Below are 22,154 nucleotides of genomic sequence, written 5' to 3' on the forward strand. Positions count from 1 at the left end.
ACCAGCCGAAAACCAGGCGGCCCGACCACAGGCCACAACCCCGTTCCAGCCCGAACCACGCAACCGGAGCAAGCCGATCACGTAATCGGCCGCCCCACGCACCCGCCGAATCAGCAACAACCAAAACGATCAACTACCGTTCAGCGGCAACCGCGTCGGTGGATCGAGGCTCAGCCCGAACGAATACGAAACCGCCTGGCACACCCGCCAGACGCAACCAGCCGAACCACCTATCGCCACCCCGGCACCAGCCGGGAGCAGGTAACCACCGCTCCATCAAAGCGGGGGGAACTCAACCAGAGCCCGTAGGTCATCACGCACGGCGCCAGCGTCCCGGACCGCCCGGTACAACAGCCGTGGCATCGCATCCGGCAGGCCGGGCCCGGCGCCTGCTCCGCCAACCGCCAATACGTCTTGGCCTCAAGGTCAGACCGCAACCCGGTCACGAACGCTGCCGCTGCCCGCTGCGGCTTCATGCGCCCGAACCGGCCCGCGAAGCACCCGAGCACCCGGCCACGACCCGCTCCCACGCTGCAGGGTCTACGCTGTGGCCTGCGGCCACCACGAGATCCGAAGTAATGTCCACAACGTACAGAGGGTCATACGGTGGCCGCGGGACGTTCGCCCCACCTCACCAGCAAGGTCCCAGACGGCGGCTGCCGTACTAGCGGGCACAAACGCCCCCTCATCCCGGTGACCTGGGCTCACCTTGGAAGGACACACGGCTTTGATCACACTCGTCGCGCTCGCCGTCGCCCTCGTGCCGGGCGCGCTACTCGGTTTTACCCTCCCCCCGGGGCGCTACCGGTGGGCAATCTGGGCCGCGGCACCCGCACTCACCCTGGGCCTGATCAGCCTGGCCATGTCGTGGCTGCCGAAGCTCGGCCTACCTGACAGCGCCCTGGCGGTACTCGTCGCCGAATTACTCCTCGCCGGCTTTGCCGTACTTGGGTCCCGACTGGTCGCCCGCGGGATCACTCAGCCGGACAGAACGAACACCCGGCAATCCCGACCAGTCCTCCGAAAGCGGCTGCGACTATCGTCCGTCCGAGCGTATTGGTCCGACCTGGTCGGGGTTACAGTGCCGGCGCTAATCAGCGTTGCGTTCGGTTGGCTGATCCTCGGGCGGCTCAACGCACCGCCCGGGTGGGACGCGATGAACCACGGATTCCTAACCCGCCGGATCATGGACACCGATAGTGTTCTAATCTCCTCCACGTGCGCTACTGGAGCCACGGACGCCGCGGTGTCCTGTTCCTTCTACCCCCTGGCGGCGAACGTCTCCTGGGCACAGGCTGCCGAGCTTTCCGGCGGCCGGGTCAGCGCGGTGATGACCGTCTGGTCGGTCGTTCTCGGCCCGATTGCTCTGGTCGCCGGAGTCTACGCGGCGGTACGCATGCTTGGCGGCCGCCCGGTTGTCGCGGCCTGTGCTGCTGCCGCGCCGGCGGTAGTCGGCCCGATGTGGCTCTCGGCGGTCACGGGCCGGATCACCGAGATGACCGCACCTGCCATGGCCGGTGCGGTGGCGCTGCTGGTCGCACTCGCCTTGCGCGGCGCCCACCCGGTGCGGCTGGGCCTGCTGGCCGGCTTGGCTGGCGCGGGGATCGTCATGACTCACACCTACGACGTCTTGTTCATCGGTGTGCTCGCGCTCGGGATGGCGCTCTTCCTTCCTGATCGGCCTGTCTGGCGTCACGTAGGCCTCGGTTTCTCCGCCATGGTCATCGCCGGTTTGATACCGCTGGTGCCGATACTCGGGGCACTGCTCGGCGCCAACGGTGAACGACTCTCGATTCCGCCTCGGATGCTTGGCAGGTATGGTGAGTCCTGGGAGTACTGGGTCACCGACCCGCAACGCTATATCCTGTTCGGTTACCCTGCGGTAGGCGGTGAGGACTTCCCGCTAGACATGCCAGCGATTCAGGTCGGGCTCTGGATCGTCATCCCCTGCCTGGCGCTGTCGGTGTTCGCATTGGTGCTACGCCCCCTGCGCTGGGCCCGCCCCTGGTTGATCGCCGGTGCCGTCTTCACTCTTCTCGGGTTCTGGACCTCGGCTTCTGACTCACCAGCCGCGATGACGGTGTCCAGCCTCTGGTACGGGGTACGAGCACGCGTCCGTTCGATGATGTTCCCGGTACACGGTTTACTGACGGTCGCCGGTGCCGTGGTCCTTGCATTGGCCATCGCCTGGCTGGCAGGCCGTCTGACGGCCCGCGGGCGGGCACTTCGCGATTCACCCACTCCGGCCGCGGCCGCAGCCGCACTGGTGGTACTGCCCCTGCTCGGGCTAGCGGCGATACCGGACAGCTGGGAGCCATTGCGGGGCGAGATGAAGAGACGTGCACCGGTGGGGGGCTCCTACCCAGCGGCCTACCGATGGTTGGCACACAACGTGCCGCCGGACAGTGTGGTGGCCTACGACCGGAACCGGGAGTTCATGACCTGGTCCTACGCGGACTACGGGGTGCCACTGCTGTTCGGCATCCCGCCTCTGCCGGGCCTGCCCGACGAGAACTACCAGCAGCGGTGGGCGGCCTGGGACTGGCTGGTGGACAACGAGGACGCCATGCCAGCCGGATGTGAGGTGCGCCGGCTCAACATCAGTTACCTGGTGGTCGGCAAACGGCGGATGCCCGGCGGTTGGACCCGGCACTACGACCCGGACCGGCTGGCCACAAGTGACCGCATCGACCTAACCCACCAGGTCGGCAACATCCGCATCTTCCGGGTGACGGACACCGGACGCTCCTGCACCGAAGCGAGCTGACGGGAGATTACCTAGGCGATGGCCCCTGACCGATCCGGTCAGGGGCCATCGCGTCGCGCCCGGTCAACGCCCGGCGAACAACGCACCGACCGCCTGGTGCGCCGGCAGAATCCGCCGCCGTTCCGCGTCCGCGTCAACCGCACCGGCAAGGATGTCGAGGAAGTGGTCGAGCTGGGCGGCAAGCGGCTCCCGGCTGGTGATCAGCTCGGGCACCTCGATGATGCTCTGCTGACGGTAGCCACGGCCATCGGGGGTAGCGGCGTCGGAGGAGACGTGTCGATATATGGTGACGTCCTTGCGGATGAGGTCAACCTCGATCAGCCGGTCAACCTCACTGATCACCAACGTACGGACCTTACGTTGACCGATCCGGCTGGCCGAGATGTTGGCCAGGGCTCCACCGTCACCGAAGCTGAGCACAGCTTCGGCCACGTCCTCCGCCCCGGTCATCGAGCCCGGGTGGAAATACCCGAGGACGCCCTGCACACTGGCTGGCTCGGCACCACGGAATGCCTGAATCGCCAGGTCCACGTCGTGGATGAGCAAGTCCCATGCAACGCCGGTACGAATCCGTGGCGCATACGGCGAGTGCCGCGTCGCGGTAAGGTGCACCGGCCGGTCCAACAGGGCGAACGCTGTCCGCACCGCCGGGTTAAACCGCTCCAGCAGGCCACACAGCAAAGGTACGCCACGCTTCTCAGAGAGGGCTACGATCTCCTCGGTATCGGCCAGGCTGCCGCAGACCGGCTTCTCAATCAAAAGCGGCATGTCGACATTCAGCACCTGGTCGGCAAGGCCATGATGGATCTCGGTGGGCGCCGCGATGACCACGGCGTCGATGTCGACCAGGTCCGCCAGTTCGGGAGCCCAGACTGCGTCGTAACGCTCGGCGATCGGCTGGCCGATGGAGCGGCGCGGTTCAATGATCCGGGCCAACTCGGCGCGCTCGGATTGGGCGATGACGCGCGCGTGCAGCCCGCCCATCGCACCAGCGCCAACGAGAGCGAGACGTAGCTTCGCGGTCATGCTGCCACTGCCTTCCGGACAGCCTCGACGACCTGGTCTACCTGGCCGTCGGTGAGATGGTGGTGCACGGGGACCGAGACGCACTGCCGGACAACCCGCGCGGTGACTGGGGCAGGACCAACAATCACCCGCGGATGGTCGCGGTAGCACTCGTAGTCATAAACGGCCTTCGGATAGTAGATACCACAGCCGACCCCAGCCTCAGTGAGCCGCTTGGTGACCTCGTCCCGGTCAACCGGCGCCTCATCGGTGACCAGCAGGGTGTACTGATGCCAGACGTGCGATCGGCCGGGCAGCCTTGATGGCAGCCGTAGACCTGGCACGTCGGCGAGACCGGCAGAGAGCCGGGCCGCGTTGTCCCTGCGCCGCTTGACGTTGTCACCATACGCGGCGAGCTGCGGGATCCCCAGCGCCGCCTGCAGGTCAGTGAGCCGGTAGTTATGGCCGGCCATCTCATACTGGTAACGCGTCCGCATACCCTGGTTGCGCAGCACTCGAAGCTTGTCGGCCAGCACGCCATCGTTAGTGGTGATCATGCCACCTTCACCGGTGGTGAGATTCTTCGTGGCGTACAGCGAGAAGGTGCCCAGACCGAAGCTGCCCACACTCCGTCCGGAAATCGTCGCTCCGAGCGATTGCGCAGCGTCCTCGACGATCGCGAGACCGTGCTGCTGGGCCAACGGCACGATGGCGTCCATATCGGCCGGCTGCCCGTACAGGTGCACCGGCATCAGCACCCGGGTACGCGGGCCGACGACGGTCGAGATGGCCTGCGGATCGATACCGAAGTCATCCTCCCGGATGTCGGCGAACCGCACGGTGGCTCCCGCTTCCAGGATCGCGTTGAGAGTCGCGACGAAGGTGAAAGGGCTGGTGACGACCTCGTCGCCGGGCTCAAGTCCAAGGACCTGCAGAGCCGCCACGAGCGCAGTCGTGCCATTACTGACCGCAACGGCATGCTCGACGCCGACGAGATCCGCGAACTCGCGTTCCAGGCGGGCCACCATCGGACCTTGCGCCAGGACGCCCGAACGGATCACCTCGATCGCCAACCGCTCGGCCGCCTCGTCGAGCTTGACGACGGAAATCGGGATCACAGGAGTTCTCCTCCTCGAGATGTTGGGGCCTGGGAACGGTAGCAGCGGAAGCCATGCGGGGCACATTCGGACCGGGCAGAAGGGGGGAGTTGCCCCCTGGTCCTGGACACTTGAGCCTTGGATCGTGATGGTCCGGGGAGATCAGGAGTCCCTGACAGATGGTGAACAAGCACTACCCCGCCGAGTTCAAGGCCGACGCGGTCGCGTTGTACCGGTCTCGTCCGGGGGCGACGATCGCGCAGATCGCCGATGACCTCGGGGTCAATCGGGAGACGTTGCGCAGTTGGGTCCGCGCTGATGATCAGCGTCGGGGTTCGGCGGCAGGGTCGGCGGAGGACGAGAATGCGGCGTTGCGGCGGCGGGTCCGGGAACTGGAGGAGGAACGGGACATTCTGCGGAAGGCGGCCCGGTATTTCGCCGGGGAGACGCGCTGGTGAACCGCTTCCAGTTCGTCGCCGGCCACCAGGCACGCTACGGCGTGAAGCGGTTGTGTCAGGTCATCGGGGTGTCCCGTTCGAGCTTCTACTACTGGCGCTCGGGCGCCGAAGCGCGGGCCGCCCGTCAGGCCGCGGATGCAGCTCTTGCGGGCCGGATCCGTCCGGTGCACGCCGAGCATGACGGCACCTACGGAGCGCCGCGGATCACCGCCGAACTCCGGTCTGCCGGTCTGCCGGTCTGCCGGTCTGCCGGTCTGCCGGTCTGCCGGTCTGCCGGTCTGCCGGTCTGCCGGTCTGCCGGTCTGCCGGTCTGCCGGTCTGCCGGTCTGCCGGTCTGCCGGTCAACCGTAAACGGGTCGCGCGGGTGATGCGTCGCTTCGGCGTGCAGGGTCTACGACTGCGCCGGCGAGCGCGTACGACGGTGCCGGATCCGGCCGCGGCGAAGGCTGCGGACCTGATCGGCCGGGACTTCACCGCCCCTGCTGTCAACCAGCGCTACGTCGGTGACATCACCTACCTGCCGGTCGGCGAGCGCGGGTTTCTCTACCTGGCCACCGTCATCGACCTGTACTCCCGGCGTCTCGCGGGCTCGGCGATCGCGGATCACCTGCGCACCTGGTCATCGACGCCCTCCACGCCGCGCAACGCACTCGAGGCAGCCTGCATGGGGCGATCATGCACACCGACCACGGAGCCCAATACACCTCCCGAGCCTTCGCCGCCGAATGTCAGGCCGCCGGAGTCCGACAGTCGATGAGCGCTGTCGGGAGTTCCGCCGACAACGCCGCCGCGGAGTCGTTCAACGCCACCTTCAAACGCGAGACCCTGCAAGGCCACCGCGCCTTTACCGACGAACGCGAAGCCCGACTCGCCGCGTTTCGTTGGCTGCACCGCTACAACACCGTCCGCCGCCACTCCCGGCTCGGACACCAACCACCGATCACCTACGAGAAGAACACCCGGCCAGCGCCAGCTACGCTGGCCCCGGCCGCATAAACCCCGTGTCCAGGATCAGGGGCCAAGCCCCGGGTTCGGCTACATCCGATCCACTCCAAGGGTTGGTGCGCGTACGCCACGAGGAGTCGCATGACGGGTTGGCCGGTGCACCGGTTGCGCCAGCCGGCGACGCCACAACAGAGGCGTTGCAGGACGTGCATAGCCGCACCCCGCGGGTCCGTCCGCCGCGGCGTTCCAGTCGAGTGACCTTGAAGGCTACTTGACCAACTCGGCGCCTTGGCGCTCCCCGGAAAGTTGCTAAGGTGAGCGGCCCAGTAGCCGTAGCTGGCCCATCTGGCAAGCTCAGAGCACTTGACCGTATTCGCAGCGGCGTCCGCAATCCACGGGGCTGGGTCGGCGACCCGGACTGGGTGTCGCCACCCGTCAGTGTGTTGACTCCGCCTGAAAACTGGATGACCCAGACACACAGTGCCGCCCGGATTCCTGCCGGCCCGCCATCTGCGCTAGCCTCGGCGTTTGCTTGTCCCACCCCGACTGGACGAACAGCGACGCGGAGGTAGGAAGTCCGTGGCACAGACCGCGATTCAGGTTGACGGCCCAACCCCGGTCGACCAGACCGAAGCCACCCCGAGGGCGGCAAGACGGCTCTCGCTAGCCGTACGGATCACGGTGATCGCCCTAATCGCTGTGGGCATGACGTGGAGCGTCGTGCACCAGTGGCCTGACGTCCGGCAGACCTGGCTCGATCTGGCATGGCCTTCCGTGGTGCTAGCCGTGTTGGCGGTGCTGGCAGGCATGTTTGCCAATTCGATGGCGTGGCGGGCTGCCGCCGAGGACCTGGAGCATCGGGTGTCGGTGCCAGCCGCGTTGCGCATTTGCATGGTGGGCCAGCTCGGCAAGTACATCCCGGGCAGCATCTGGGCGTATGTGCTCCAGATGGAATTGGGCCGACGGGCCGGCTTACCGCGTGCCCGCGCTTTCCTAGCCACGCTGATGGCTATGGGCCTGGGTGTCGTCGCCGCGCTCGGACTCGGCCTACTAAGTCTGCCGGCACTCCTCGACGCTACGACCATGAACGATCCCGACTATGCCGACTCGGTCCGGGTGGCCCTCTGGATCGTGGCGATCCTCTTCCCCCTCGCGCTTATCTGCGCTATCCCCGCGGTGCTGACCCGGCTGATCCGGCTCACGCTGAAGCTGCTGCGTCGGGAGCCGCTGCACAACCAGCTCACTACACCCGGTGTACTCCGGGTAATTGTCTGGAGCGCGCTCGGTTACACCATGTTCGGGGTGCACCTCTGGCTGCTAGCAAACGCCCAGGCAGCACCCGGTATCGGCGGGCTACTGCGCAGCATCGGCTCATTCGCCATCGCTATGACAGTGGGTATGTTCGCTTTCTTGTCGCCGTCTGGCCTTGGTGTCCGAGAGGCGGTGCTGGTTGCCGCACTCGCTCCCTTCCTAGTTGGCGCCGGTGGGGTAGGCGCGGCCACCGGGATTGCCCTGGCTTCCCGGTTGATCTTCACCTTGGCCGACCTGTTGGCTGCCGGCATCGCCGCGCTCTCCGGCGTGGGGCAGGTCCGGAAACTCACTGGCGAGGCGACTACCGCCGCCTCCGGGGACCAGCCAACTGCCGGAGGTAACCACCCGCCCGCCCCACGTGCCAACAAGAAGCAGGCCGAGCAGACAGCAGCTACCCGCTGACCGGTGTCACACGAAAACGCTGCCCCTCCAACCTTGGTTGGAGGGGCAGCTCGATCCTGGCGATCAGTGCCGGGCGGCTGCCATATCACCGAGTACCTCAAGGTACCGGTCGGTAATTCCCGACAAACTGAACCGCTCATGGATCAGGGCCTGCCCGTTCACTCCGACCTGCTTGGCCACCGCTGGATCGGTCAACGCGGCGATCAGCCGCTCGGCGAGCCCCCTGGTATCACCCGGCTCGCAAAGCAGGATGTTCTCCCCGTCTCGCAGCGCGATCCCGGGGAAGTTGTCTGGTCGCGCCGGCGCGACGACCGGAACTCCGGCTGCCATTGCCTCTAGGGTTGCGGTACCCAGACCCAGGCCTTGCTCGTGTGACTCGACCGTGGCGGCGGCAAGCAGATCCGGGACCTCGCTCTTCGGCACCTTGCCCACAGCGACGATCGCGTGCTCCACCCCGAGCGATCTGGCCCGCTCCTGAAAGAGGGGATAGTAGATCTGGCCGACGACCAGCAGCTTTACGTCAGGCACCGCAGCAACGACCGCGGGTAGCGCCTCGACCAACGCCACCCGATCGCGCAATGGAATGACGTGACCGACCGACAGGATCACCGGCGCGTCACCTAAGGCATAACGCTCGCGTATGTGTTGCCCATTGCCACCGAGGACCCATTCAGGGTCAATGCCGACCGGAATCGGTACCAGGCCGGAGTGTGCCCCACGATAGCGCTGCTGTACGTACTCCTGCATGAGCACGTCCATGACCACCAACTTGGGCTTGGCCCACCACATAAACGGCTTGACCATAATCGCGTCCAAGCCCCGGAAGACCTTCGCGTAGCGAGCTCGCGGGTTCTCCAAGCGGGTATGGATGGAGAGCAGCGTCGGCACCCCTCGCCTACGGGCATACAGCGAAGTCGCCCACGTCAGGTCAAAGAACTGGCCGTGCTGGTGGATCACGTCCGGACGGAAATCATCGAGTAGCGTACGGACGCGGCGGAGCAGGGTTGGCCGACTCGTGAACGAGATGTCGAAGCTAACGGCCAACCGGGTCTGTGGCAGCATCCAGGCAGGCAGCCGCACGATCCGGAGACCGTCGCGCTCCTCGAGAGCCGGCGCATCCTGGTATGCGGCCGTGAGCACGAGGACCTCGTGTCCGGCTGCGGCGTAACCTTTGGCTAGCGCCTCGGACAGGTGGGAGCTGCCGCCGGTCCGAGGCGGAAAAAAGTTGTTGACCACTGTGACTCGCACAGAAACGGAACTCCTAGCTCTCCACGCCCGAGAATCGAACGTCTTCCCCGTCCAGTTCAACTGTAGACACCATCCGGGCCGGCACCCCGGCCACCACTACCCCTGCAGGTACGTCCCTGGCGACCACCGCGCCCGCGCCGATGACCGCCCCGTCGCCGACTGTGACGCCCATCAGCACCGTTGCGTTGGGGCCGATGAACACCCGGTCGCCGATGTGAACCGGCTCCCGATCAACCGAGGCATAGGTGCGGCCAGATACGCAACGACGGGCGGTGGAGTGGGTATAGATCTGCGCTCCACAGCTGATATCGCAGCCGGCGCCGATTCTTAGACCGCCCGACCCGTCAATAACTGTGAACGCGCCGATCCAGGTCCCCGGGCCGATCTCCGGCTCGCCGATTATCCAGGCGTGCGGATTATACGGATTCCCCTGGATCCCGTGTGACGACGGGCCCCCGGCATCTGGCTGCCCGGTCACGCCGTCTCAGTCTTGATCAGGTCGGTCATCCCGTCTTCGACGGCGATGAACGGCTCCCAGCCGAGAACCTCCTTGGCCCGGCTGATGTCTGCGGCGCGCCGGCTGACCAGCACGTCACGCGGGTTGAACTGCGGCTGGACATCGACGCCTACCGCTTTGATCAGAATCTCGGCCAGAGTAGCGACCGAGGTGTCGATACCGGTGCCGATGTTGACCGGCACGTTCCCCTGCTCGGACTCCATGGCAGCAACCACTGAACGGGCGATGTCGTGAACGTGGATAAAGTCCATCGACTGCTCACCCTTACCGTCGATGACCGGCGGCTCGCCGCCCTTGAGCCGTTTCACGAAGTGATTAATCACGGATGTGTAGTAGGCGGTCGGTTTCTGGCCAGGGCCATACACGTTGAAAAAGCGCAGGGCGACCCAGTTCAGGCCCCTGCTGCGCTGGTAGAAGCCGAGCAGGTCCTCGCCGGCTCGCTTGGAGATGCAGTACGGGGTCAGCGGATCGAGTCGATCATCCTCGTGCATCGGCAGCTTCTTCGGGTCGCCGTACACGGAGGCCGATGAGGCGAAAACGAGCCGTTTTACTCCATGGTCGGCGGCGGCGGCGAAAACATGGTGATTGCCGACCATATTGATATCGACCGACTCATGCGGGTCAGCTTGACTCTTGTTGATCGACACGGCGGCAAGATGAATCGCGTATTCGCAGCCCTTCATGGCCGCATGCACGGCACCGCCGTACCGCACATCCTGGTCAATCAGTTCGACGTCACCGGTGGCCGTCAGCTCCGCGATCCGGTCCCGGTCACCGCGGAACATGTTGTCGAAGATGCGGACCCGGTAGCCCTTTTCCAGCAGTAGTGGGACCACGTGCAGTCCGATGAAGCCTGCACCTCCGGTGATGAATACGGTCTGCTTCGACATTGAGAACGTGTCCTTCCAGGATTGTCAGCGGGCGGCAAAGGAGCCGACGACGTCCACGAGTGTCGCCGCGACCGTCTCAACCTGCGCCTCGGTAAGGTTGGCGTGCATCGGAATCGCCAGGTGCCGGACGAACAGGTCGGCCGACACCGGGCAGCGGTCAGCTTGACCGTATAGCGGCTGGAGGTGCGAAGCATAGGTACCAAAAGTGCACTGCACGCCGCGCTGCCGCAGCTCCATCGCGACCGCTCCGCGATCAACCCTGGCGTCGAGAGTAACCACATACGACTGCCAGGGGTGCTCGCGATCCGGTGCCTCGTAGGGCAGTGTGATCAGCTCGTGACCCTTGAGTAGTTCGCCATAGCGAGCGGCGATCGCCCGCTTGGTCGCGAGCAGGTCCGGCAATCGGTCGAGCTGGGAAATCATAATAGCGGCAGCCACGTCAGAAAGCCGGTAGTTGTAGCCCAAGTCGGTAAAGGCAGGAATGGCCAAGTGAGAAAGCTCGGCCCGGTTCAGGGCGCTCTCGACGCCGTACGAAAGCAGCTTCCGGGCATGCGACGACAGATCCTCGCGATCCGTAACGTACGCCCCGCCCTCTCCGGCGGTGATGCCCTTGCGGCCGTGGAAGCTGAAGGTGGCGATATCGGCGAGACTGCCGGCTGGGCGCCCCTTGTAGGCAGCCCCAGCGGAACACGCCGCGTCCTCGACCAGAAACAATCCGTGCCGATCCGCGATGACGCGTAGCTCATCGTAGTCGGCCGGTTGGCCGAACACGTCAACAGCAACGATACCGACGGTACGTGGAGTAATCGCCGCTTCCACCGCAGCCGGGTCCACTGTCCAGGTATCTGGACGGACATCGGTAAATACCGGACGCGCTCCCGTCCACATCACCGAGTGGCCGGTGGCCGGGAAGGTGTAGTCGCCGACGATCACCTCGTCGCCCGGCTTGACACCGAGCGTGAGCAGTGCCAAGTGCAATGCGGAGCCGCAATTGCTGGTGGCAAGCGCGTGTCGGGTGCCGACAGTCGCGGCGAACCGCTCCTCGAAACGACGACTGGTCGGCCCGGAGCCGGCGAGCCAGCCGGAGGCGAACACTTCAGCGATGGCGGCGAGTTCGGCCTCGCCGACCGTGGGCTGGCCGAGCGCGATGACGTCAGACACTAAGACTCCCCGAGTGATGGACCCGGTGCAGTGTAGGCCACGTAGGGGGGCTGGGCACGAGTCGGGCGGACGGGCCTTCGTTACGATCGGTCACGGCACCCGCCTGGGGAGATGATGATGACAAAGTTCGTGGTGGTGGGGGGTGGCATCGTCGGGCTGGCTGTGGCCCACCGGCTGATGACCGACCGCCCCGGTGACTCGGTCACCGTTCTGGAAAAGGAGTCCGGCTGGGGCGCACACCAGACCGGTCATAACTCCGGCGTGGTCCACGCCGGGGTCTACTACCAGCCCGGCAGTTTGAAGGCCGCGCTCTGCGTGGCGGGCAACGCGTCGATGTTCCAGTTCTGCGAGGAGCACGGCCTGCCGTACGACATCTGCGGCAAACTGATCGTCGCCACCGACGAAGCCGAGCTGCCCCGCCTACACGGCCTGCACCAGCGTTCGCTGGCCAACGGTTTGCCAGTGAGACTCGTCAGCGGCGAGGAGGCCCGCGCATACGAGCCGCACGTGTCGGCAGTCGCAGCGCTACACGTTGCCTCGACCGGCATCGTCGACTTTGGCGCGGTCTGCCGCAAGCTAGCCGAGCTACTGGTCGCCGGTGGGGCAGAGCCGAAAGCCGACACCGAGGTAACCGGGGTGACCACACGAACGGGTGGGGTGGTGGTCCATACCACCCGGGGGGAAGTAGCCGGGGACGTCCTGATCAACTGCGCCGGCCTGCACGCCGACCGCATTGCCCGTTTGTCTGGAATTACGACTCCGGTACAGATTGTTCCCTTCAGGGGTGAATATTACGAACTTATCCCCCGTCGGCGGGATCTAGTCCGCGGCCTGATCTACCCGGTGCCGGATCCGCAGTTTCCGTTCCTTGGCGTGCACCTGACCCGCATGATCGACGACACCGTGCACGCAGGTCCGAACGCGGTGCTGGCAGCAGCCCGGGAGGGCTACTCGTGGGGGAGGATCAACCCGCGGGATGTCTGGGACGAGCTGACCTACCGTGGCCTCTGGGCACTCGGCCGCAAGCACTATCGGTATGGCCTCACCGAGGTAGCTCGTTCGCTTTCCAAGAAGCGCTTCGCCGCGAGTCTGGCACGCCTTGTACCAGAACTCACCTCGGTAGATATCGTCCCGGCTGGGGCCGGTGTGCGCGCCCAGGCCATTCGGCGCGACGGCGGCCTGGTTGACGACTTCCTGATTGTCGAGGCTGACCGGCAAGTGCACGTACTGAACGCGCCCTCTCCCGCCGCGACCAGTTCGTTGGAAATTGCCCGGCACATCGTGTCCCGGCTCCCAGCTGACCAGGCTTGCTGAACAAGGCATCACGGCTGCTGTTCGTCAGGTCGTCGGGGTGGGGCGCTGGCTGGGCACGGCCGGAGCCGCACCCAGCCCCGTCGCCACCACCTCCACCAACGCCTCCAGGTACGCGTCGGTCGGCGCCGACCGGGCGATGGCGAGCCGCCAGTAGAGCGGCCCCACGATCAGGTCGATCGCCACGTCCTGGTCCACCCCGAGCGGCAGTTCGCCCCGGTGCACCGCCCGTTCGACCAGCCGGCCACCGATCTCCTGCTGCTTACTACGCAGCACCTCCTGCAGCGCCTGGTCGAGCGCCGGGTTGCGTGCTGCCTCAGCGACCAGGTCGGGGATGATCTGCGCGGCAAGCGGATGACGCAGGGCATGCTGCACCACTTGAAACAGCAGGCTCAAGTCGCCGCGCAGGCTCCCGGTGTCCAGCGCCGGCAGCTTGCTGCCGGCCGCCGCCACCACGGCCTCCAGCACCAGCGCCAGCTTGGAATTCCAGCGCCGGTAGACCGCCGTCTTACTTACCCCGGCCCGGCGGGCGACCGCCTCGATGGAGAGCCGGCCAAATCCCACGGCCGCGAGCTCCTGCAACAGGGCCCGACGGATGGCGGTGGTGATTTCACCCCGCAGCACCGCCGCGCCGGCAGGCGTGCGCCTCTTCCCGGCCGTCGCCGGAGACTCAATCTCGGCTTCCACGTGGGTTAATGTAGCGCAACGACGGTACCGTTGCGTCCTGACGTTCGGTGGACTACTGTCCAGGCAGCAGCGAGCCCGCCGCGGCAACCGGACCGCACCCGGGCGGCTCACCCCCACCCCATTGGCATGGAAGATCGGAGTGCCCAGCTCATGGCCGACACCGCCCTGGCCGGCCCCGACGCGGGCCCGACCCAGGCGCAGCTGGCCGCTCGACACGGGCTGCAGGTCGCCGGCAAGCGCCTGCCGCTACGCGAATACAGCCGTCGGCTCTGGGCCTATCGGCACTTCATTTCCGCGTATGCCAGCGCAAAGCTCCTTGCCTCCTACAGCAGCGCCAGGCTGGGTCAGATCTGGCAGGTGCTGACACCACTAACCAACGTCGCGGTCTACTACCTGGTCTTCGGCGTGGTTTTGGAACAAAACGAGATCCCCAACTTTATCGCTTACCTGGCCACCGGCCTTTTTATCTTCAACTTCACCCAGACTTCGATAATGGCCGGCACCCAGTCCATCAGCGGCAACCTCGGGCTGATCCGGGCTCTGCACTTCCCCCGGGCAAGCCTGCCGTTGGCCGCGACCCTCACCCAGTTCCAGCAGCTACTGGCCTCAATGATCGTGTTGATCACCATCGTGCTGGTAACCGGCGAACCACTCACGGTGGAGTGGCTGCTGTTGCCGCCGGCCCTGCTACTCCAGGCGATCTTCAACGCCGGCATGGTGATGACGGTTGCTCGGATGGGGGCGAAAGCCAGCGACCTGAAACAGGTCATGCCATTTATTCTGCGCACGTTCATGTACAGCTCCGGCGTGCTCTACAACGTCAACCTCTTCGAGCGGCTACCCGGTTGGATCACCACCCTGGTCCAATTCAACCCGCTGCTGGTCTATATCGAGCTGGCCCGGTGCGCGCTGCTGGAGCAGGCTCCGCTGCTGAACGACTCGCTGCTGCAACTCTGGCTGGTCGCAGCCGGCTGGGCTTTGGTTGCCGGCGTCGGCGGCTTCATCTACTTCTGGCGCGGCGAGCAGGAGTACGGTCGTGGTTGAGCCTTTCCGCGGGTCCGAAAAAACCCCCGTGCTACCACACACACCCCGCATCCCCACGGTAGTCGTCGACGAGGCACACATCACCTACCGGGTACACATGGGGGCCGCCGCCGCAGGCGGCGCGGCGGCGTCGTTGCGCCGGCTGGTCAAGCGCACCTCCGCTCCCAACGTGCGGGAGGTCCACGCGGTCAGGGGAGTCAGCTTCACCGCGTACCGGGGTGAGGCCATCGGCCTGATCGGCAGCAACGGCTCGGGTAAATCGACCCTGCTGCGAGCGATCGCCGGCCTCCTCCCAGTTGACCGGGGCGCGATCTACACCCAGGGACAGCCATCCCTGCTCGGTGTCAATGCCGCGCTACTCAACGACCTCTCCGGAGAGCGGAACGTCACCCTCGGTTGTCTGGCCATGGGTATGCGACCGGACGAGGTCGCTCGGCTCACCCAGGAGATCATCGACTTTTCGGGCATCAACCGGCGTGGCGACTTCGCCTCACTGCCGATGCGTACTTACTCCGCTGGCATGGCGGCCCGGCTACGCTTCTCGATCGCCGCCGCGAAGAAGCACGAGGTGCTACTCATTGACGAGGCACTGGCCACCGGCGACAAGGGTTTCCGCAAGCGCAGCGAGCAGCGGGTCCGTGAGCTGCGGGAGAGCGCCGGCACCGTGTTCCTGGTCAGCCACCAACTCTCCTCCATCCGGGACACCTGTGAACGGACGGTCTGGCTGGAGTCAGGTGAGCTGCGGATGGACGGCCCCACCGACGAGGTGCTCCGCGCCTACGAAGACTTCTCGAACGGCAAATAGTGTCGGGTGACCCGCGAAGGTACATCGTTGAAAGCGAGGATCGGCAATGACCCAGGACCACACCACCAGCCCGCAGAACGCGTCGGCTGCGGCGACACCGTGGCGGCCCACGCGGACGGTGGCGGTGGTACTGGCGGGCGGCACCGGGACCCGTCTCGGGCTGGGCATCCCGAAGCAACTATTGAAGATCGCCGGTAAGCCGATTATCGAGCACACCCTGGCCGTCTTCGAAGCCGCCCCCGAGATCGACGAAATCATCGTGCTGATGGCCGCTGGCCATGTCGCGGAGGCCCAGCAGATCGTCGACAAGGCCCACTTCCGCAAGGTCAGCAAGGTCATCGAGGGGGGCGACACGCGCAACGCCACCACTGGCATCGCACTGGACGCGGTCGGCGGGGACGACGTCAACCTCCTCTTCCACGACGCAGTCCGTCCGCTGGTCAGTGCCCGAATTGTTCGGGAGTGCGTCAATGCACTCTGGACGTATGCCGCTGTCGATGTGGCGATCCCCTCGGCCGACACCATCATCCAGGTTGACGAGGACGACTGCATCACCGACATCCCGGTCCGATCCACCCTGCGCCGCGGCCAGACCCCGCAGGCATTCCGCTCCAGCACTATCCGGGAAGCGTACCGACGGGCCGAGAGTGACCCCGATTTCGCCGCCACGGACGACTGCGGTGTGGTGCTGCGCTACCTGCCCGGGACCCCGATCAAGGTGATCGACGGTTCGGACGAGAACATCAAGGTCACCCACCCGGTCGACGTGCACCTGGCGGACAAGCTCTTCCAGCTCTCCGCCGCCCGATCGCCCCAGCTGGACGACCACCGCAGCTACAGCGAGGCGTTGACCGGCCGGACAGTGGTGATCTTCGGCGGCAGCTACGGCATCGGCCATGAACTGGCGGAGCTGGCTCAGCGTTACGGCGCGCAGGTCTTCCCGTTCAGCCGCTCCGGCACCGGTACCCACGTCCAGCGAGCCGAGGACGTCGAGGCCGCGCTCAAGACCGCGTTCGAGGCAACCGGGCGAATCGACTACGTGGTGGTCACCGCCGGCGTCCTGGAGAAGGGTGCGCTGGCCGAAATGGACGACGACATTGTGGATCGGATCCTGCAGGTCAACCTCGTCGGTCCGGTCATCGCCGCCCGCCAGTCGCTGCCCTATCTCCAGAGCACCAAGGGCCAGCTACTGCTCTACACCTCCAGTTCATACACCCGGGGTCGGGCCCAGTACGCGCTCTACTCCGCGACGAAGGCCGCCCTGGTCAACCTGACCCAGGCCCTCGCCGACGAATGGGCCGACTTCGGGGTCCGGGTCAACTGCATCAACCCGGAACGCACCGCGACCCCGATGCGCACCAAGGCATTCGGGGCGGAGCCCGAGCACACCCTGCTCTCTGCCGAGGCGGTCGCTCAGGCATCACTGGATGCACTGATCTCGGAGCTCACCGGCCAGGTTATTGACGTGCGCCGGGCGCCCGACGAGCCGGTGGCAGCCGTGCCGACCCAGCCGGCCCCGCCCACCGGGGACACACTTCTCAGCGGCGCCAGCGCCAGCTGACCGAAGAACGGAGGCGGCCGGCGACATGCGTGGGGACCTGGTCCGGAAGCTGCAGGCCCGGGTGTTGACCACCGGGCTGGTGGTGCTGGCATTCCTCGTTGTGACGCTGACCGGGGCAACCGGTTGGGGTATGACGATCACCGTGGCGGCCCTCACCGCCGCTGCGGTGGAGCGCCGGGTACGACCGAAAGCGGATATCGCTGCCGAGACGGTCCTGATCGCCGCAACGATCCTGGTGGCCTACGCCCACCGGATCGGCCCGTCGCTCGCCCTGACCGCACCGCTCCTGCTCGGCCTGGTGCTGCTGGTCGGGCCACTGCGGGATGCCAGCGCGCACGAGAATCGGGCAGCCAACCTCCCGGTCCGCACGTGGACCGCGGCGATCGGCACCCGGCTCGACGACGTGCTGCTCGGACTACTCGCCGTGGTCGCCGTGGCCGCCGGCCTTGACCTGCCCGTCTGGGTGACCCTGCCCGCCGTGCTGCTGGTCGTGGCGGTAAGCGGTGCGGTCGGGTTGAAACTGGCTCGGGGCCGGTTCCGGCGGCCGTCCGCGGGCGGCGGGGTGGGGCGGGCGGTACGCCTGCACCAGCCCGAGTTTCTGCTCTACTTCTCCGCCCCGCCCGGCTCCGAGTACCAGGTCAAGATGTGGCTACCACACCTGGAGCAGATCGGTCGGCCGTTCCTGGTGCTCGTACGGGAGCCCGAATTTCTGGCCAGTGTCGCCGCCGCGACCCGGGCGCCGGTCGTCCTCTGCCCAACGATCAAGGGCATGGATGAGGTGCTGGTGCCAAGTCTGAAGGTGGCGTTCTACGTCAACCACGGCGCGAAGAACAGCCACTGCGTCCGGTTCACCCGGCTCACCCACGTGCAGCTACACCATGGCGACAGCGACAAGGCCCCCAGCGCCAACCCGGCATCGGGTGTCTTCGACCGAATCTTCGTGGCCGGCCAGGCAGCAATCGACCGGTATGCTCGCGCCGGCGTCCACCTCCCCGCCGAGAAATTCGTCGTGGTCGGCCGTCCCCAGGTGGCGGGGATCGACGTACGCCGGGGACCGGTCACCACCGCCGCGCCGACCGTGCTCTACACGCCGACCTGGACCGGTCACCACGCGGACACCGACTACTGCTCGCTTCCGATCGCGGAGACGCTGCTCCGGGGCCTACTGGAGCGGGGCGTGACGGTAATCCTGCGGGCCCACCCGTACACCTCCCAGAACCCAGCCTCGGCACGGCAACTCGCTCAGCTGCACGGCCTACTCTCCGCCGACCGGACCCGCACCGGACGGAAACACGTGTTCGGTGCCGCCAGCCGCAAGCTGAGCCTCGCCGAGTGCGTCAACCGCTCGGACGCATTGGTCTCCGACGTCTCCGGGGTCGTCTCCGACTACCTCTACTCCGGCAAGCCGTACGCGGTAACCGACATGCTGGACCTGGGTGACCGGTTCCCGATCGACTTTCCCCTCGCCGCATCCGGGTACGTGCTGCGGCGGGACACCCCCGACGCGGGCGCCGTGCTGGACCTGCTACTCGGCCAAGACCCGCTGGCCGAGTCACGGTGGGCCACCCGGACGCGCTACCTGGGCGACTTTCCCGCCGACTCGTATGCCGAGCGCTTCCTCACCGCCGCCCGGCAGGAACTCGACGAGCAGGACACCGTGATGGTGCCGGCCCCGCGGACAGCGGACACCGCTGCCACCACCTGACTTCCTCCCGCCCGCGCCCGTCACGCACGCCGACGTCAAGGATGGCCCGACACGCTGACGGGCACCGGCCCTGGGAAAGGTCCGGTGCCCGTCAGGCGAGGTCGGTGGGTGGGTCAGGCGGAGTATCCGCGGGTCCCAGCCCAGTTCGCCAGCGCAATCGTGGTCATCCAGTACGAACTGGTCGCGGGGTTCGCTGAATCGGCGATCTGCACCAGGCGACCGTCGTCGTCGTACCCGACCACGGCGACGTAGTGGCCGCCCGGGAAGGAGTGCCATCCGCCGGCGGTGTCGGTGGCGGAGCCGGCGATGTTCACCACCACGCTCCGGTCGTCGGTGATGGCCTTGACGACATCGGCCTGCAGCTGGTCCATCTGCGTCGGGGTGGCTGAGCCGCCGGAAATCATCCGGGTCTGGTAGGGCTCGCCCGCCACCTCAGCGTTGAGTACCCGCGTGGTGTCCTCGGCCGAGTCGGTGCCGAACTGGTCGGTGCCCAACGGGCCCGCGAGTTCATCCTGCGTCCGCTCGACGCCGCTGGCGCTGAGGGCATTGCGAACGGCCGCCGGGCCGCAGTAGTAGAAATTGATCTGCGCCTGGTAGTCGTACTCCAACACCTTGGACGTCGGCGTCTCCGCGCTCAGATCCGGGTCCGGGGCGGAATCGCTGGCGGCGGCACTGAACGACGATGGACTCGACGGCGCAGGGCTGGTGGGTGTTGTGGTGGCGCGGGCCTCGTCGGGCACGGCGGCAACCTCACCGCGCACCTCAGCTGTTGCGGCGGTGGTCGGCTGCACCGAGGCAGGAGCCTCGTCGCTGCCGGCAGCCAGAGCACCGGCACCGACCACGACCACGAAGGCCGCCGCCGACGCGGCGGCCACCTGGTACGGCGGCTGAGAAACGAAACGGCGAAGCTGTCGCTTGAGGTGATGCATCACGGGTCCTCCACAAGCTGTCAGGACTGAAGGGCGCACCATGCCGGTGACGGCAGCGTCAGGAGAGCCGCGCAGAACGAATCCGCTGGCAGGGTGGCCACGAGGAAGCGCGCCCGCGGGGCCGCGCGTTGGGGTGGTTGGTCAGCGTCCGGCGACCGGCCGGATGGGGGCGGGCACCACGGCGCCGTGGGGACGACGGGTCACCCGAGGGGCCAGTTCCGGTTCATACCGCACGAAAGCCAAACTCCTTCCGACACCGCCGACCGGGTTAGCTGACGGATTCGGGCAGGCAGCACGCCCTACCGCAGAACACGCATATTCACCCCAGGTGCAATGGTTACCGGCTTGCCTATGGGCGATATAGCGGGTCCGCGCGGTGTCGCCTTTTGGCGATCGGATACCGCACCGGACGCGCCGACACTACTGGCCAACACCCCGCCTGCCAACCCACCCTGACCTGCTTAAACATCGATCATGACCGGAATTTCGGACAGCATTACCGGCTTTGAATCAATGGGACGGCGGGCCATCACGGAACCCGGGGGTAAAGAACCGGACGGCTCGCCGAATATCGCCACAGGCGACCCTGGGGTAATCGGTCAACCTGAGGCGCTTGACCGATTCGGCCAGACTATGAGCGACCTCATAAAATCGGTTTACGCGCAAGCTGTGAGCAACAGCGCCGTCGCCCGCAGCTTCACACTCGAATCCACGGCTGGCACCCCGGCCACCAGAAGGCTGGGCACCCCAGGGGTGAACGTCCAATCCACGACAACCTGGAAGGTCTGCGCGGCCACCACCGCAGCCCAGCCGGTTGCCAGCCCGCACAGGCCAAGGGCACCCGAGCGGCGTCAGCCCTTCCCGCCGGTACAATACGATCTCTGTTCTGCGCTCGTGCGGCTACCTCAAGCCAAGAGGGCGATACGCCAACATGGCACCAGAGTGAAAGGCGGAACCCGCGTGCACCAGCGGATCCTACTGCGCGCCCTGAAAGACCCGTTCCGCGTCTTCAGCCCGGAGGAGACGTTCGAACAGAACCGCCTCGGCGACAACAGCGGCAACCTGATCTTCAGCCATGCCACGTACAAGCTTCTCGCCACCTCCAACGCCGAGATCACGACCAGGTTCCGCCCCAAGTCATACGATCCACAGAAGATCAACGAGACGCAAGACGTCTTCGTGGTGCCGCTGGCGAACGCGTTCCGACGCAGCTACGTCAACGGGCTACGGGCGCTGACCCAGGTGATCGAGAAGCTGACGATCCCGGTCGTGGTACTCGGCGTCGGGGTGCAGACCGACGTCCACGGCGACCGAGAATATCTGCGCCCGATCGACGACGCGGTGAAGGCGTTTTGCCGAGCGGTGTTGGACCGCTCGCACACCATCGGCGTACGCGGCGAGGTCACCGAGGACTACCTGCGCACTCTCGGCTTCTCGGCCGTCGAACAGATCGGCTGTCCGTCGATGTTCCTGCACGGCGACAGTCTGCGGATCGAGAAGAGCAAGGCGGCGTTGGGCCCACAGGATCGGGTCGCCATGACAATCTCGCCGTACGTGAGTTCGATGGCGTCGGTGGTGGCAGGGCATCACCAGAAGTACCCCAACCTTCGTTACATTCCCCAGGACCTGCAGACCCTGGGCACTCTTCTCTACGGCGACGCACGGGACAACCGCGGCAAGGTCAGCCCGATCCCCATCCACACCTCACACCCCTTGTTCGTCGAGGACAAGGTGCGGATGTTCGTGGACCCGTCCACATGGATGGATTACCTCTCCGGGTTCGACTTCAACTTCGGCACCCGGATCCACGGGACCATCGCCGCACTTCTCGCCGGCACCCCGGGCTTCCTGTTCGCGCACGACTCCCGCACCCTGGAGCTGGCCCGCTACTTCCACATCCCGCACCGGATCATGGATGGCCTGCCGAGTGATGTCGATGCCGCCGATCTCTACGCAGAGGCTGATTACACCGCGCTGAACGAGGGGCACAAGGCCCGCTTCGAGACGATGATCCGCTTCCTGACCAAACACGACCTGGGCAACACCTTCGCGGACGGGGAGAGCGCGGCCCGCTTCGACCAACGGGTCAGCCAGGTCTCCTTCCCGCCGGCGGTCCAGCCGCTGCACACCCTCACCAACGACGAGCTACAGACCCGCCTGCAGTGGCTGCACGACCGACACGTGGAGACCAAGAAGAAGACGTCCCAGCGACACACCACCAGCCTACGCACCCAGGTTCGCGACGCGATGAGTAGCCGGATTCGCCAGCTGTTCCACCGGTGAGCAGTCCGGGGTAGCTGGGCCGGGTGAC

The 22,154-nt window shown here is 66.3% G+C and carries 16 protein-coding genes, 2 pseudogenes and 1 riboswitch; of the genes and pseudogenes, 10 read left to right on the forward strand and 8 right to left on the reverse strand.

The window, feature by feature from the left end:
* The first annotated feature begins 727 nt into the window (after window positions 1-727).
* The gene (locus H0524_RS17265; RefSeq protein WP_180199568.1) at window positions 728-2,767 is read left to right on the forward strand and encodes a DUF6541 family protein; all 2,040 of its coding nucleotides are present in this window, start codon (window positions 728-730) and stop codon (window positions 2,765-2,767) included.
* A 63-nt stretch (window positions 2,768-2,830) separates the two neighbouring features.
* Here H0524_RS17265 and H0524_RS17270 read toward each other — a convergent pair whose 3' ends face one another.
* Window positions 2,831-3,793: a Gfo/Idh/MocA family protein gene (locus H0524_RS17270; protein ID WP_180199569.1), complete on the reverse strand. Its 963-nt coding sequence runs from the start codon at window positions 3,791-3,793 to the stop codon at window positions 2,831-2,833.
* The gene (locus tag H0524_RS17275) at window positions 3,790-4,890 is read right to left on the reverse strand and encodes a DegT/DnrJ/EryC1/StrS family aminotransferase (protein ID WP_309225142.1); all 1,101 of its coding nucleotides are present in this window, start codon (window positions 4,888-4,890) and stop codon (window positions 3,790-3,792) included. The genes H0524_RS17270 and H0524_RS17275 overlap by 4 nt, the downstream gene beginning before the upstream one ends.
* Before the next feature lie 158 nt (window positions 4,891-5,048).
* Here H0524_RS17275 and H0524_RS24975 point away from each other — a divergent pair.
* The 3 genes and pseudogenes from H0524_RS24975 to H0524_RS17295 form a co-directional block, all read left to right on the forward strand.
* A pseudogene (locus H0524_RS24975) lies at window positions 5,049-5,557 on the forward strand (transposase); the annotation flags it as partial.
* A gap of 102 nt (window positions 5,558-5,659) precedes the next feature.
* A pseudogene (locus H0524_RS24980) lies at window positions 5,660-6,323 on the forward strand (IS3 family transposase); the annotation flags it as partial.
* 528 nt (window positions 6,324-6,851) lie between these two features.
* The gene (locus H0524_RS17295) at window positions 6,852-7,985 is read left to right on the forward strand and encodes a lysylphosphatidylglycerol synthase domain-containing protein (protein ID WP_309225143.1); all 1,134 of its coding nucleotides are present in this window, start codon (window positions 6,852-6,854) and stop codon (window positions 7,983-7,985) included.
* A gap of 63 nt (window positions 7,986-8,048) precedes the next feature.
* Here the strand turns inward: H0524_RS17295 and H0524_RS17300 are convergent, their stop codons facing one another.
* From H0524_RS17300 to H0524_RS17315, 4 genes are read right to left on the reverse strand one after another with little or no spacing between them, the layout of a single operon-like run.
* A complete protein-coding gene (locus H0524_RS17300) occupies window positions 8,049-9,221 on the reverse strand; it encodes a glycosyltransferase family 4 protein (RefSeq protein ID WP_180199573.1) in 1,173 nt (390 codons plus the stop codon).
* A 25-nt stretch (window positions 9,222-9,246) separates the two neighbouring features.
* Window positions 9,247-9,711: a DapH/DapD/GlmU-related protein gene (locus H0524_RS25450; RefSeq protein ID WP_180199574.1), complete on the reverse strand. Its 465-nt coding sequence runs from the start codon at window positions 9,709-9,711 to the stop codon at window positions 9,247-9,249.
* Complete coding sequence (locus H0524_RS17310; RefSeq protein WP_180199575.1) at window positions 9,708-10,640, reverse strand: NAD-dependent epimerase/dehydratase family protein; 933 nt, start codon at window positions 10,638-10,640, stop codon at window positions 9,708-9,710. Before H0524_RS17310 ends, H0524_RS25450 begins: the two co-directional genes overlap by 4 nt.
* A 24-nt stretch (window positions 10,641-10,664) precedes the next feature.
* The gene (locus tag H0524_RS17315; protein ID WP_180199576.1) at window positions 10,665-11,801 is read right to left on the reverse strand and encodes a DegT/DnrJ/EryC1/StrS aminotransferase family protein; all 1,137 of its coding nucleotides are present in this window, start codon (window positions 11,799-11,801) and stop codon (window positions 10,665-10,667) included.
* 111 nt (window positions 11,802-11,912) lie between these two features.
* On the opposite strand from H0524_RS17315, the gene lhgO reads away from it, so the two are divergent.
* Entirely contained in the window at window positions 11,913-13,115 is a 1,203-nt protein-coding gene (gene lhgO / locus H0524_RS17320) for an L-2-hydroxyglutarate oxidase (RefSeq protein ID WP_255436030.1), read from the forward strand.
* Window positions 13,116-13,139: 24 nt separating this feature from the next.
* Here the strand turns inward: lhgO and H0524_RS17325 are convergent, their stop codons facing one another.
* The gene (locus H0524_RS17325) at window positions 13,140-13,736 is read right to left on the reverse strand and encodes a TetR/AcrR family transcriptional regulator (RefSeq protein WP_180199641.1); all 597 of its coding nucleotides are present in this window, start codon (window positions 13,734-13,736) and stop codon (window positions 13,140-13,142) included.
* Window positions 13,737-13,949: 213 nt separating this feature from the next.
* Between H0524_RS17325 and H0524_RS17330 the strand changes: the two genes are divergently transcribed.
* From H0524_RS17330 to H0524_RS17345, 4 genes are read left to right on the forward strand one after another with little or no spacing between them, the layout of a single operon-like run.
* Window positions 13,950-14,843 (forward strand): ABC transporter permease, encoded by an 894-nt coding sequence (locus H0524_RS17330; RefSeq protein ID WP_180199578.1) that lies wholly within the window; start codon window positions 13,950-13,952, stop codon window positions 14,841-14,843.
* Complete coding sequence (locus H0524_RS17335; RefSeq protein ID WP_180199579.1) at window positions 14,836-15,648, forward strand: ABC transporter ATP-binding protein; 813 nt, start codon at window positions 14,836-14,838, stop codon at window positions 15,646-15,648. The genes H0524_RS17330 and H0524_RS17335 overlap by 8 nt, the downstream gene beginning before the upstream one ends.
* A 46-nt stretch (window positions 15,649-15,694) precedes the next feature.
* Window positions 15,695-17,209: a bifunctional cytidylyltransferase/SDR family oxidoreductase gene (locus H0524_RS17340; RefSeq protein WP_180199580.1), complete on the forward strand. Its 1,515-nt coding sequence runs from the start codon at window positions 15,695-15,697 to the stop codon at window positions 17,207-17,209.
* Between the two features lie 25 nt (window positions 17,210-17,234).
* Window positions 17,235-18,914 carry a CDP-glycerol glycerophosphotransferase family protein gene (locus tag H0524_RS17345; RefSeq protein ID WP_180199581.1) on the forward strand — a complete coding sequence of 560 codons (1,680 nt, stop codon included), beginning with the start codon at window positions 17,235-17,237 and terminating at the stop codon, window positions 18,912-18,914.
* Between the two features lie 113 nt (window positions 18,915-19,027).
* Here H0524_RS17345 and H0524_RS17350 read toward each other — a convergent pair whose 3' ends face one another.
* A complete protein-coding gene (locus tag H0524_RS17350; protein WP_180199642.1) occupies window positions 19,028-19,843 on the reverse strand; it encodes a C39 family peptidase in 816 nt (271 codons plus the stop codon).
* Window positions 19,844-20,085: 242 nt separating this feature from the next.
* A riboswitch (cyclic di-AMP (ydaO/yuaA leader) is annotated at window positions 20,086-20,211 on the reverse strand.
* Between the two features lie 592 nt (window positions 20,212-20,803).
* On the opposite strand from H0524_RS17350, the gene H0524_RS17355 reads away from it, so the two are divergent.
* Entirely contained in the window at window positions 20,804-22,126 is a 1,323-nt protein-coding gene (locus H0524_RS17355) for a polysaccharide pyruvyl transferase family protein (RefSeq protein ID WP_180199582.1), read from the forward strand.
* Window positions 22,127-22,154: the final 28 nt, after the last annotated feature.

Origin of the sequence: Salinispora sp. H7-4 (assembly GCF_013416675.1) — a bacterium.
In the GTDB taxonomy this organism is placed as follows: domain Bacteria; phylum Actinomycetota; class Actinomycetes; order Mycobacteriales; family Micromonosporaceae; genus Micromonospora; species Micromonospora vitiensis.